Here is a 12,592-nt window from a genome sequence, read left to right as displayed (position 1 = left end):
AGGTACAATTAGCTCTTGAAAATAAAGAAAAAATTCTACATTGTTTTTTTAGTTGAAGAGAAGTAATATACACTTATGGGGATTTAGCAGATGTTATTCTTGAACTAGATAAAAGCACTTTTGAAAATAAATCTAATTGGAGGGATAAAAAGTGATATTTTATTTTTCGGGAACCGGGAATTCAGAATATGCAGCTAAATATATTGGAAAGGTATTATCTGAAAAGGTAATATCAATTGCAGAAGAAGCTTTAAAAACTAAGAAAGAATATTGTTTAGAACAAAATGAAGTGATAGGTTTTATTTATCCTATTTATGCATGGGGAGCACCTAAGCTAGTAATTGATTTTATAAAAAGTATAAAATTAAAAAATTATGATAAAAATTATATATTTTCAATAGCTACTTGTGGAGCGAATATTGGTAATACTATGGAAACTATGAAAAATGTATTAAAGCATAAAGGTCTGATTTTAAATAGTGGGTTTTCTTTGATTATGCCAAATAATTATATGCTTATGGGAGATGTTGATTCTAAAGAGGTTGAAGATAAGAAGCTTAAGGCTGCGGAACTTAGATTGCAGGACATAAGTAATATTTTAGCTCAAAGAAAAAACAATATAATAGATGTTGAAAAAGGGACTATGCCTTGGTTTTTAAGTGGTGTAATCAATCCGCTTTTTACTAAATTTAGTATGAAGCCTAAGAAGTTTTATGCTGATAATAAATGCATAGACTGTAAAACCTGCGAAAGGGTATGTCCAACGAAAAACATAACTGTAAATGATAAAGTAGTAAAATGGGGTGAAAATTGTACTTCATGTTTGGCTTGCATTAATAGATGTCCTGTTAAGGCAATTCAATATGGAAAGTCAACTAGAAATAAGGGGAGATACGTAAACCCTAATATAGATAGACGACTTGAAAGTTTGAAATGACTAACACTAAATTTATCGTAGAAAACTAAGATTTTATTTAGAGTACAGAGTACATTGTTTGATTCAAGGATAGGTAACTTACGAAAGAGGTACTGAACTGTGAGATATAAAAGGAATAGGATTATATATAGTCTGATTGTAATAGTTATAATTGTGTTAGGAATATTTTCAAAAAAAACTCATACTTTTATTCCTACTTTTTTTAATGATTCCATAGGAGATTCACTGTGGGCAGCAATGATTTTCTTTGGCTTTGGATTTGTTTTTGATACAATGAAGACGGGGAAAGTTGCACTAGGTTCAATATTATTTTGTTATATTATTGAATTTAGTCAGATATATCATGCTGGTTGGATAGATAATATAAGAAATACAACTTTAGGCAAATTAGTGTTAGGGTATACATTTTCATGGAATGACTTAATTGCCTATGCTCTTGGAATAGGAGCAGCAATAATTTTGGAAATGCTTTTGAAGAAGTGTAGTAGTTTATATGTATAAAGAAGGTGTTTTATGTGAAGATTTTGTATGGAACAACAAATCCATCAAAGCTTGAATATATGAAAAGAATGCTTTATGGATTAGACATAGAATTAATTGGTTTAAAGGATATAAATTTAATTACTCAGAATATAGATGAAAGCGGAAATAATCCTTTAGAAAATGCTAGAATTAAGGCAATTGCATATTATAAAGCAGCTAAAACACCTGTATTTTCCTGTGATTCTGGTTTGTACATAGATGGTTTAAGTGAAGAAGAACAGCCAGGTACACACGTTAGAAGAGTACATGGTAAAGTATTAAGCGATGAAGGAATGATAGATCATTATTCTAAGCTATCAGCAAGATTAGGTGGAAAAGCTATAGCGAGATACAAAAATGCAATATGTTTGGTAATTGATGAAAAACATATTTTTGAATATGACGAAGATGATATAGCAGGAGAGAAATTTATAATAACTTCAAGGCCACATTTTAAGAAACATGTAGGATTTCCGTTAGATTCGCTTTCTATAGATATGAAATCGGGAAAATATTATATGGATATGGTTGATTATAATGAAGAGGATAAAAATGTTGCAAAGGGTTATAAAAGATTTTTTGTAAATAGTTTATTTAAGAAAGGTGTCTAATATGAATATATAACGTGTAGCTATTTGAATTAATAATATCTAAAGATTGAAAAGCTTTTATAATGATTACGTTGTTGGAATAGCTTTAAATAAGCATAAAATAAATGTTAGAGCCTAAATTTTAAGATTTTGGTTCTAACATTATATAAGGCTATTATTTAGCTGGCAGCTTTAGGTGTAACATTAAAGTCTTTTTCACCAGAAGAGGTTATAGCTCTTATTTTTACAGTGTTTCCTACACCTGTGTTGTATAATGCTACTCTCAAATCATTTACAGTTGTAATATTTTTTCCGTTCATAGAAAGTATAATATCACCTTTCCTTATTCCTGCATTATATGCACTGCTTCCGCTTGATACGCTGTAAATATAAATACCTCTATCAAAATTTGTATTTAAGTATCCAGACATTGATTTGTCAAAGCCAACTATTCCCATGACTGGTGTTTTGAAGCCTCCCGTTTCTTTTATGCTTTTTATGACTGGCTTAATTATATTTGTTGGTATAGAAAATCCAATTCCTTCTGCACTTGAAACCTTTGCTGAATTTATTCCGATTACATTTCCATATATATTTATAAGGGGACCGCCGCTGTTTCCGGGATTAATTGAAGCATCTGTTTGAAGTAAATCTTCCATAAAGGTTCCTTCACTCACTTCTATAGTTCTGTTTACTGCACTTATAATTCCAGAAGTTACAGTCCTTTGAAAATTTAATCCTAATGGATTTCCTATAGCTATAGCGTTTTCACCAATTCTAACCTTTGAAGAATCCCCAAATTTCACAGGAGTGAGGTTTGGGGCATTTATTTTAATTATGGAAAGATCTAAGCTGGGTTGGGACCATACTGGCTTTGCGGAGGTATCCTTTCCATTGTAAAGAGAAACGGTAATATTATTGCTGCCTGCATTTGCAACATGATTATTTGTAAGTATATAACCATTGCTATCAATTATCATTCCAGAACCTACGCCCTGCACTGTGTTACCATTGTTATCGACATAGGTAGCAGTAATGCTTACAACTGATGGCATTACTTTTTCGGCAGCAGTTGTTATTTGAGAATTAGCTGAAGCTGTATTATTTTGAGCATTTGCAGTTTCGTTATTGTTAATTTTAGAAGTAGTGGTTTTGCAGCCTGTGAGTCCAGAAATAAGTAAAGCGTTTATAAGAAAGGTACAAATTATTAATTTGAATTTTTTCATCATATCACCACCATTATTTTTTTTTATTTTTTCACAGACCTATAAATAATATTCTTATTTATTCACAACGTGTTATGTATATAGGTAAAAAGCAATAGAAATTATTTTGTGGCTTGAAAAATAATTTGGAATATCTTTATATAAAGAGCGATTTAGTGTAAGATAATTGGAAGGGATGGTTTAATTTTGGGAGGTGATTATGCGAAAGGTTATAAATGTATGTTTTTCAGAATCAGCGAGATGTACAATAAAAATGGCTGTTCAGCTAAAAATAATAAATGGACAAAAAGTAATAGGTTTATTTGATAATCTTTCTCAAGGTCCAATTTCAAACTTAGTTGATATTTGTGAAAGAATAAAGTGGTCGGATAATTTTAAGGATGAATTTGATTGTGTTCCTTATTACAGCTTAGATGATTTAAAAAACAGTTTATAATAAATTTTACAAAGATATTAAAGAGATAAAAAGTGAAGATGAAATTTATATTTGGTATGGCAATTGTGCTAGTGAAATGTGTGGTATGATGTATGCTTTAGAACTTTTGAAAAATAAATCAGAAAATTTGCATTTTATTAATGTGTCTGATTTAATTTATAAATATTCATCAGGAATATATGTACCAAGGGCAGTAGCAGAGCTTCCACCAGAAAAACTAGGAGACTATATTAAGTTAGCAAAAAGAATAGATAAAAATGAGCAAGAAGAAATATTGAAGCAGTGGAAAGCTTTAAAAAATGAAAACTCGCAGCTTCGCATTTTTAAAGAAGGAAAAGTAATAAGTGTTTCCGAGGATTATTTTGATGTTGATATATTGAAATCTATAACAAAAGAAGGATTAAAGTATTTAAGTAATTATAAAGAAGCAATTGAATTTTGGAATAACAGAGAAAAGGATGAAGACATTGCATTTATAAATGATACTAAAAATCAAGGAAGAATGGAAGAAAGAATAGAGATAGCAAAAAAGCTTATGGATGTGCTTGATATAAAAATCATATCAGAAAAGACAGGGCTATCTGAAGAAAAGATTAAAAACTTATGATTAATAAGGAGGTATTGTTTTGGAATTTACAGAATTTAAAATTGAAATTTACGTACCAGAGGAATATATAGTTAAGTTAAGAGATGAGCTTAATAAGGTTAATGCATGCAGGGTTGGAGATTATGATAATTGTATGTCTATAAATAAAACTAGAGGTTACTGGAGACCACTTGATGGATCGAATCCTTTTAATGGTGAGGTAGGAAAGATATGTGAAGGTGAAGAATGCAAAGTTGAAATAAGGTGCAAACGTGAGTATGTTAAGGATGCACTTAAAGTTATAAGAAAAGTTCATCCTTATGAAGAGCCAGTAATTAATGTCATTCCAATTATGAATGAATTATTTGAGTAAATAATTAAGGGAGATGTTTAAAAATGTATTATGGAGAAAAGGTTTGCTTAAGAGCATATAGAGAAGAGGATATAAAGGTAGCAACAGAACTTGTAAATGATGCGGAATTGCAAAAATTTTTAACGCCAAGAATTCCTTTTCCAATGAGTCCGTGGGGAGAAGAAGAATGGGTGAAATCACAAAAAGCAGATCAAAATGGTGAGTTCAATTTTGCAATAGAAGACATAAAGACAAAGAAATACATTGGCGGTTGCGGCATTCAAGAGGTAAACTGGCTTGTGCGCAAGGCAGAAGTTGGAATTATGATTGGGGACAAGAATTACTGGGGAAAAGGCTATGGAACTGATGCAATGAAGGTGCTTTTAAAGTTTATTTTTCAAAATATGAATATAAATAAAGTAAAATTAAATGTTTTTTCTTTCAATGAGAGAGCCATAAAATCATATAAAAAATGTGGATTTAAGGTAGAGGGTACTTTAAAGGATGAAATATTTAAAGAGGGAAAATATTATGATGAAATACTTATGGCCATTTTTAAGGGTGAGTTTGAAAAATAGGGGATGTTACTATGATAAGCGTAGTTAGAGCAAATGAAAATGAGGCGGATGAAATTAAAAAGCTATTAAATTTAGTGTGGCTTGATACTTATAGAGAGTTCTTTTCACAGAAAACAGTGGATTATATTATAAACCAGTCCCAAACAGTTAGTAAATTTAAAGCAGAAATTCAAGATAAAAAAATATTGTTTCTTGTGGCTAAGGATAGTGAAAGCAAGGTAGTTGGACTAGCCACAGCGCAGGAGGAGGAAGATGGAATTTTTTTAAAAAGATTGTATATACATCCTGATTGCCAGAGAAATGGGATTGGCATAAAACTTTTATCGGGGGTTATAGAGAGTTTTAAAAAGGCAAGTAGGATTTATCTAGAGGTAGAAAAAGATAATATTAAGGGAAGTAATTTTTATAATAAGTGTGGTTTTAAAGCCGTTCGTGAAAACAATTATGACCTTAATGGAGATAAATTTAGTACAATGCTTATGGAAAAAACAATTCATTGCATTACCGTGGGAGTGAAGTAATAGTGCTGAAGAAAGGATTTAAAAAGAATCGAATAAATCTTGGTAGAAAAATTACAAAACACTTAGATATTTCAATCTGTCTGAGCATTTTTTCAGCGAGTTATTGAAATATCTTAGGATTTTGTGATTTTTTTACCTTAGATTTATGGATTCTTTTTAATGTTGCAAAGCACTGTTACTTCGCATTACTTTTCTTGTTTGCTATAAATAAGGATAATATCACAGCAACAACGAGAACTCCTGTTTCAATCATAAAGGTATTATGTACTCCAAATACTAAACTTAAGGCTTGGTGCTTTGAACTAGATGGATTGTTAACGCTAGCTAGGTATTTCTTTTGATATGAAGTCATAACAGCTACAAACATTGCTGTTCCAAAAGCACCTGCTATTTGCTGAAGGGTATTCATTATAGCAGTTCCGTGAGGGTAGTATTTTGGTGACAGCTGGTTTAAACTATTAGTTTGTACAGGAGTATTTATAAATCCTACAGCTATTAAAGATAAACAGTGTAAAACAACTATAGTAGATGTACTTATAACAGTGGATACTAAACGTGAAAGAAATAAGAATGAAACAGCGGAAATTATGTATCCAGGTAAAATCAATGCTTTAGGACCAAATTTGTCATATAAATGCCCGGCAATTGGTGATATAAGCCCATTAAGAAAGCCACCAGGTAACATAAGTAGACCAGCGGCGAAGGCTGTTAAACCTAAAGCTCCTTCAAGAAACATTGGAAGTATAAGCATTGTTGCAAAGTTAATCATATGCATAATTATCATGAGTATGCAGCCAAGACTAAACATAGATTCTTTAAATGGGTGCATGTCCAGCATTGGAGTATCCATACGTAATTGTCGTAGAACAAAGGCAGCGAGTGATATGCAGCCAACAACTATAGGAGCTGCTACTAAGGCTGTATTTGAAGTCCCTATATTACTAACTCCGTATATAAAGCCGCCAAAGCCTATTGTAGAAAGTATGATAGAGGAAATATCTATAGATGGTTTTGTAAGTTCGGTTACATTTTCAATATACTTATAACCTAAAATTAAAGATATAACTGAAAGCGGTAGTATTACAAAGAATAGCCATCTCCAGTTAAGAGATTGAATTATTAATCCGGAAACGGTTGGGCCGATAGCTGGAGCACAAAACATTACAAGATTAAAGGTTCCAAGAGCTTTTCCACGTTTTTCGATTGGGTTAATAATTAATAAAGTATTTACTATATTAGGTATTAACACTCCAGTTCCAACAGCTTGAATAAGTCTTCCTATAAGCAGCATAGGGAAGGCTATTGAAAGGCTGCTCACAATAGTTCCTGCTAAAAATATAACTACAGAAGTTAAAAATAATTGCCTTGTTGTAAAAGTTTGAATAAGCAGCGCAGAAACAGGAATTGATATTCCCATGATAAGCATATAACCAGTGCTGAGCCACTGAACAGTGGTTGCAGATACAGAAAATTGAATCATTAAGTTCTTTAATGCCATATTTAATAATGTTTCGCTTAGCATGCAGCAAAAGCCTGCTAGTATTAAAGCAACACTTATTGGTGTTACATTATAACTTTTTTGTTCGTAATTTAATTCTTTTAATTCTTCCACTAATTTTTTGCCTCCTCAGTAAGTATATTTTTTTCCATTTTATTTAGTGTGTCTATAAATAAATTCAATTGCTCATCAGGTATACCATTTGTAATACGTTCAAATATACTCTCTATAAAAGGGTATACTTCGTTTTTTAATTGTTTACCTTTTAATGTAGAATGAACCAAAAATGAACGCCTGTCGTCAGGGCTTTTTTTTCTTACTATCAATTCTTTTTGTTCGAGGATATCAAGTATTCGAACTAATGTAGCTTGATCTTTATCTACTTTTTTAGCCAATTGTTTTTGATTAATACCGTCTTCCTCCACTAAGTGCAGTAGTACGGACCATTGTTCTGTGGTAATGTTATATTTTTTTAGATTTAAGGATAAAAATCTTAATACTTTTCTGTTGATATAGTTCATATACATTCCAATAGATTTATCAAGGTATTTCATAAGCATGTACCTCCATTAAGAACTATATGATATACATATAGTTAGCTAAAATATAATTGATATACTAATCGTACGACTAATGAACTAAAATGTCAAATATTTTACTACATTTGATATTGATACTTAATTATGATAAAATTAAACAATAATTTTTAATTTTTAGGAGGAAAGAAATAAATGGAATCTGACCCGGATCCTGCTACTATAATTCCACAATTGATTTTAATTTTAATATTAACCTTAATAAATGCTTTTTTCTCTTCGGCAGAAATGGCAATTGTATCTTTAAATAAAACGAGGTTAAAGCTTTTAGTTGAAGAAGGAAATAAAAAAGCACAATTACTAGAAAGATTAACTGAGGAGCCAACTAAGTTTTTATCAACTGTTCAAGTAGGAATTACCTTGGCAGGATTTTTTTCTAGTGCATCTGCAGCTACAGGACTTTCAAATACTTTTGGTAGTTATTTAGAAAAAGTAAATGTTCCTTATGCAAAGCAAATTTCTTTAATTATTGTAACAATTGTTTTGTCTTATTTTACACTTGTATTTGGTGAGTTATTCCCCAAAAGGGTTGCACTTCAAAAATCAGAAAGAATTGCTATGGTATCTGTAAGGCCCATACTTTTTGTTTCCAAGCTTACATTGCCTTTTGTTAAATTGCTTTCAGCTTCTACCAATATTCTTATAAGAATTGTTGGAATGAATATTAGTAATTTAGAAGAAAAGGTATCAATAGAAGAAATAAGATCTGTTGTTGAAGCTGGTCAAGAATACGGTGTTATAAATGAAATTGAAAAAGCTATGATTAATAGCATTTTTGAATTTGATGATAGAACTGCAGAAGAGGTTATGACACCAAGAACAGAGGTATATTTAATTAATATTGACAAGCCACTTGTTAAATATTTAGATGAACTTCTTGAAGAAAAGTATTCCAGGATACCGGTTTTTCAAGGTGATAGTGATAATATAATAGGTATTTTATATATGAAGGATTTTATGATTGAGGCCCGTAAAGTTGGCTTTGAAAATGTTGATATAAAAAATATTCTCCATCAAGCTTATTTTGTACCAGAAAGAAAAAATATAGATGAGCTATTTAAGGAACTTCAAAGTTCTAAAAATCACATGGCTATATTAATAGATGAATATGGAGGTTTTTCTGGAATAGTAACCATAGAGGATTTGATAGAAGAAGTAATGGGAAATATTAATGACGAATATGATGAAGATGAACCTAATATAAAAGAGCTTGATAATAATGTATATATAGTTCGAGGTATAGTTACTATAAGGGAATTAAATGAAAAACTTAATTTAGAGTTAGATGAGGACTCGGAGGATTATGATACCTTAGGTGGTCTCTTATTTAAACTTATGGGACATATACCAGAGAATGAAGAAGAAAATGTTATTGAATATGAAAATATTAAATTTAAGATAGAAGAAGTTAAAGAAAAAAGAATAGAGAAGGTTAAAGTTTGCATAGAAAAATAAAATATTAATTAAGACTGAATATGGAAGGTTTCGCGGCTGAAATATAATATTGAGACTTACTCAATAGATTTCAGTCTTTGTTTTTATATAGTGGTATATCTATAAATGATAATATTGGAGGGCGATTATGGCGAATAGGGAAATACTATTATTAGGAAATGAAAGCCTGTACAAGGTTTGCAGTGAAATTTCTAAAAGTGAAATGGATAAAGCAAAGCAAGTAGTAGAGGATTTACACGATACCATAATGGAGTTTAGAAAAGAGCATGGTTTTGGAAGAGCTATAGCAGCACCACAAATTGATGAACCCTTTAGAATAATATACATGTATTACAATAATGAATCTATAGCATTTATAAATCCAAGACTTGAGTTTGAAAAGGATGATAAATTTGAGATGTGGGATGACTGTATGAGTTTTCCGGGATTAGAAGTAAAGGTACTAAGACAAAAGAAATGTACTGTTTATTATAAGAATTTAGATTGGAAGGACTGTAAGCTTGGATGTACAGGAGATTTATCTGAACTTCTGCAGCATGAGTACGATCATTTAGATGGAATACTAGCTGTTCAGAGAGCTATTGATAATAAGTCCTTTAGAATTAACAAGGACAAGCTTGGAAGGTGAGAAAATGATAATAAAAGAAGAACTTATAAAGGGATTTGTGAAGAATACTCATCCATATGGTTGCAGGCAAGAGGTTTTAAATCAAATAAATTATTGCAAGAATTCTAAAAAGTTCACGGGACCTAAAAAAGTTTTAATTGTAGGGGCATCCTCTGGGTTTGGTCTTGCCACTAGAATTTCATTAGCGTTTGGAGGTGCAAAGGCTGATACAATTGGGTTATCATATGAAACAGGAGTTACAGATAGAAGGCTTGGAACACCAGGCTGGTATAATAATATATTTTTTAAGGAATTTGCAGAAAAAGAAGGTTTAATAGCAAAAAACTTTATTGATGATGCTTTTTCAGATGAGGCTAAGGAAAAGGTAATTAAATATATAAAAGAACAATTTGGAAAGATAGATTTATTTGTTTATAGTGTTGCTGCACCAAGAAGGAAGGACTATAAAACTGGAGTAGTATATAATTCGAAGATAAAAACCACTTCGGGAGAATTTGAAGGACCAACTATTGATATTGAAAAAGATGAAATGATATCAAAAAAGGTTAATAGTGCTGCTTTGGATGAAATTGAAGATACTAGAAAGGTTATGGGCGGAGAAGATTGGAAGAATTGGTGCGACATGCTTCTTGAAGAAAAATGTTTTTCAAAGGGTGCACTTACTATATCATATTCTTATATTGGTTCGCCAAGAACTTATAAAATATATAGAGAAGGAACCATAGGGGTAGCTAAAAAGGATCTTGAAAAGACAGCACACGAAATTAATGAAAAACTAAAAGAGGAAATTGGTGGAAAAGCATTCATTTCTGTAAATAAAGCTCTAGTTACTAAGGCAAGTGCATATATTCCCACTTTCCCTTTGTATGCGGCGGTTTTATATAAGGTTATGAAAGAAAAAGGCATTCATGAAAATTGTATTATGCAAATGCAAAGGATGTTTTCAGAAAAAATATATTCAAACAATGAAATAAAATTTGACGATTCAGGAAGATTAAGAATGGATGATTTTGAACTTAGAGAAGATGTACAAAGAGAAGTGGACAATATATGGAGTAAAATTACTCCGCAAAACTTTCAAAAATTATCTGATTATGAGGGATATAAAAAAGAATTTATGCAGATAAATGGTTTTGAAGTTGACGGAGTAGATTATGATGCGGATATAGATATAGAATTATTAAAAAAGTTGGAATTTTAGAAGTGACAGTTTTAGGTTAAGTGTAAAAATTAACTGTATGTTATGTATATAAGAAGGCATGTTTTATGTGCCTTCTTTTTTTGCTATTATAGTTCTGAATTATTGTTAATAAAACTGAAGAAAGGTTGTTTAAATGAAATCGTTCTTATTTTATAGTATAAAGTATATATATACAATCGAGGAGATGTTAAAATTGGGACTAGAGGTATATAAATATAGAAGTGGGTTTCCTAAATTAATTAGTGCATTAAAAAAAGGAAAAGTTACATTGGGGTTTATAGGAGGTTCTATAACTGATGCAGATTCTTATAAAAGATGGCCGGAATATGTAATAGGATGGTTTGAAAAGACTTTTCCTAATGTTAGATTTTATGTTGAAAATGCTGCAATAGGGGCAACGGGAAGTGATCTTGCAGTATTTAGAGCAGAAAGAGAGATAATTAATAGAAATTGTGATGTTGTATTTATAGAATATGCAGTTAATGATACTGATGAACCATCTGTTGAAAAAAGAATGAGGACAAGAGAAGGGCTTGTAAGAAAATTTTTAAAGAATCAAGTTGATTTAGTGTTAACTTACACTTACTGTCAGGATATGTACGAGAGGCTTATGAAGGATGAGCTTCCTGAAACAGTTAGACAATTTGAAGAGCTTGGTGAGTATTATAAAATTGGTTCAGTATTTATGGGACTTTATGCTTTAAATGAGCTTAGAAGCGGGATGATGAGATGGGAGGAATGGCTTCCAGATGGACTTCACCCAGATGAAAGAGGAAGCTCAGTTTATGCACAAAGTGTAAGTAACTTTCTTCAAAAAGAATTGATAGATGAGCCAAATTTAAATTGTGTTCCTTATGGACATAAGCTTCCACAGGCTATTAATAAAGATAACTGGGAAAGTACTTTTATGATACCATTTTCGCATTTTAGCCTTAGTGGACCGTGGGCAGTAAGAAGATGGAGAAGCCAAAATATGATTGATCAAGTACTTGCAACGGCTGCTGTTGGAGCTAAGCTTTCCTTTAATTTTAATGGAAGAGGACTTTCTCTTGCCTGCGATTTTGGTAAGACATCGGCTGAATTTAAATATAGATTAGATGGAGGAGAATGGATTCAAACTGAACGTGAAAGACCCTTTTGGGTAGGAGATAATGGATGGTTTAAAATAGAAAATCTTTATGATGACCTTGAAAATAAAGAGCATAACTTTGAACTTGAAGTTGTTCATGGAAATAGAGAGGAATGCAAAGGAACAAATTTTAGACTCATTTTTGCAGGAGTAATAAAGTAATACTTTCTTTAAGCATTAAATAAAATTTATAAGCTTAAAATTACAGCTAAGATTTATTAAGTTTGGTTAATATTTTATTTTTTTTAAAGCCCAAAATGGAAATTTAAACAGTTGGAATGTTTATGTATATATAACTGTGGAAAATTTAATAATGAATTATGTATAAAGATTATAT

The 12,592-nt window shown here is 31.0% G+C and carries 15 protein-coding genes and 1 pseudogene; 13 read left to right on the top strand and 3 right to left on the bottom strand.

Features of this window, described 5'->3' with window-relative positions:
* The first annotated feature begins 151 nt into the window (after window positions 1-151).
* From ACJDT4_RS03750 to ACJDT4_RS03740, 3 genes are all read left to right on the top strand, one after another.
* Complete coding sequence (locus ACJDT4_RS03750) at window positions 152-937, top strand: EFR1 family ferrodoxin (RefSeq protein WP_406786190.1); 786 nt, start codon at window positions 152-154, stop codon at window positions 935-937.
* 99 nt (window positions 938-1,036) lie between these two features.
* The gene (locus ACJDT4_RS03745; protein WP_406786189.1) at window positions 1,037-1,438 is read left to right on the top strand and encodes a ribosomal maturation YjgA family protein; all 402 of its coding nucleotides are present in this window, start codon (window positions 1,037-1,039) and stop codon (window positions 1,436-1,438) included.
* Between the two features lie 14 nt (window positions 1,439-1,452).
* Window positions 1,453-2,070 (top strand): non-canonical purine NTP pyrophosphatase, encoded by a 618-nt coding sequence (locus ACJDT4_RS03740; protein WP_406786188.1) that lies wholly within the window; start codon window positions 1,453-1,455, stop codon window positions 2,068-2,070.
* 158 nt (window positions 2,071-2,228) lie between these two features.
* Here ACJDT4_RS03740 and ACJDT4_RS03735 read toward each other — a convergent pair whose 3' ends face one another.
* On the bottom strand, window positions 2,229-3,275 hold the full coding sequence (locus ACJDT4_RS03735) for a S1C family serine protease (protein ID WP_406786187.1): 1,047 nt from the start codon (window positions 3,273-3,275) through the stop codon (window positions 2,229-2,231).
* 199 nt (window positions 3,276-3,474) lie between these two features.
* Here ACJDT4_RS03735 and ACJDT4_RS03730 point away from each other — a divergent pair, with 199 nt between their 5' ends.
* The 6 genes and pseudogenes from ACJDT4_RS03730 (at window position 3,475) to ACJDT4_RS03705 (ending at window position 5,748) form a co-directional block, all read left to right on the top strand.
* On the top strand, window positions 3,475-3,711 hold the full coding sequence (locus tag ACJDT4_RS03730; protein ID WP_406786186.1) for a DUF1835 domain-containing protein: 237 nt from the start codon (window positions 3,475-3,477) through the stop codon (window positions 3,709-3,711).
* Window positions 3,712-3,727: 16 nt separating this feature from the next.
* Window positions 3,728-3,796, top strand: a pseudogene (locus tag ACJDT4_RS03725) (DUF1835 domain-containing protein); the annotation flags it as partial.
* Window positions 3,797-4,318 carry a DUF3658 domain-containing protein gene (locus ACJDT4_RS03720; RefSeq protein WP_406786185.1) on the top strand — a complete coding sequence of 174 codons (522 nt, stop codon included), beginning with the start codon at window positions 3,797-3,799 and terminating at the stop codon, window positions 4,316-4,318. It begins immediately after the preceding pseudogene.
* Between the two features lie 19 nt (window positions 4,319-4,337).
* On the top strand, window positions 4,338-4,670 hold the full coding sequence (gene cutA, locus ACJDT4_RS03715; RefSeq protein WP_406786184.1) for a divalent cation tolerance protein CutA: 333 nt from the start codon (window positions 4,338-4,340) through the stop codon (window positions 4,668-4,670).
* A gap of 23 nt (window positions 4,671-4,693) precedes the next feature.
* Window positions 4,694-5,227, top strand: a complete 534-nt coding sequence (locus ACJDT4_RS03710; RefSeq protein WP_406786183.1) for a GNAT family N-acetyltransferase — start codon at window positions 4,694-4,696, stop codon at window positions 5,225-5,227.
* An 11-nt stretch (window positions 5,228-5,238) separates the two neighbouring features.
* Window positions 5,239-5,748: a GNAT family N-acetyltransferase gene (locus ACJDT4_RS03705; protein WP_406786182.1), complete on the top strand. Its 510-nt coding sequence runs from the start codon at window positions 5,239-5,241 to the stop codon at window positions 5,746-5,748.
* Window positions 5,749-5,923: 175 nt separating this feature from the next.
* On the opposite strand, the gene ACJDT4_RS03700 is transcribed toward ACJDT4_RS03705, so the two are convergent.
* Together ACJDT4_RS03700 and ACJDT4_RS03695 are read right to left on the bottom strand one after the other, a co-directional pair.
* Window positions 5,924-7,360, bottom strand: coding sequence for an MDR family MFS transporter (locus ACJDT4_RS03700; RefSeq protein ID WP_406786181.1), 1,437 nt, complete (start codon window positions 7,358-7,360; stop codon window positions 5,924-5,926).
* Complete coding sequence (locus ACJDT4_RS03695; protein WP_406786180.1) at window positions 7,360-7,800, bottom strand: MarR family winged helix-turn-helix transcriptional regulator; 441 nt, start codon at window positions 7,798-7,800, stop codon at window positions 7,360-7,362. The genes ACJDT4_RS03700 and ACJDT4_RS03695 overlap by 1 nt, the downstream gene beginning before the upstream one ends.
* A gap of 177 nt (window positions 7,801-7,977) precedes the next feature.
* Here ACJDT4_RS03695 and ACJDT4_RS03690 point away from each other — a divergent pair, with 177 nt between their 5' ends.
* The 4 genes from ACJDT4_RS03690 to ACJDT4_RS03675 all read left to right on the top strand — a co-directional run bounded on the left by ACJDT4_RS03690 (window position 7,978) and on the right by ACJDT4_RS03675 (window position 12,417).
* Window positions 7,978-9,297: a hemolysin family protein gene (locus tag ACJDT4_RS03690; protein WP_406786179.1), complete on the top strand. Its 1,320-nt coding sequence runs from the start codon at window positions 7,978-7,980 to the stop codon at window positions 9,295-9,297.
* 127 nt (window positions 9,298-9,424) lie between these two features.
* The gene (locus tag ACJDT4_RS03685; RefSeq protein WP_406786178.1) at window positions 9,425-9,925 is read left to right on the top strand and encodes a peptide deformylase; all 501 of its coding nucleotides are present in this window, start codon (window positions 9,425-9,427) and stop codon (window positions 9,923-9,925) included.
* Window positions 9,926-9,929: 4 nt separating this feature from the next.
* Window positions 9,930-11,126 (top strand): enoyl-ACP reductase FabV, encoded by a 1,197-nt coding sequence (fabV, locus tag ACJDT4_RS03680; protein ID WP_406786177.1) that lies wholly within the window; start codon window positions 9,930-9,932, stop codon window positions 11,124-11,126.
* A gap of 193 nt (window positions 11,127-11,319) precedes the next feature.
* A complete protein-coding gene (locus ACJDT4_RS03675) occupies window positions 11,320-12,417 on the top strand; it encodes an SGNH/GDSL hydrolase family protein (RefSeq protein ID WP_406786176.1) in 1,098 nt (365 codons plus the stop codon).
* The last annotated feature ends 175 nt before the right edge of the window (window positions 12,418-12,592 follow it).

The organism is Clostridium neuense, from assembly GCF_045310695.1.
GTDB lineage: Bacteria > Bacillota > Clostridia > Clostridiales > Clostridiaceae > Clostridium_S > Clostridium_S neuense.
Note: the sequence above shows the minus strand (reverse complement) of the source record. Positions and strands in the feature narration are given on the sequence as shown.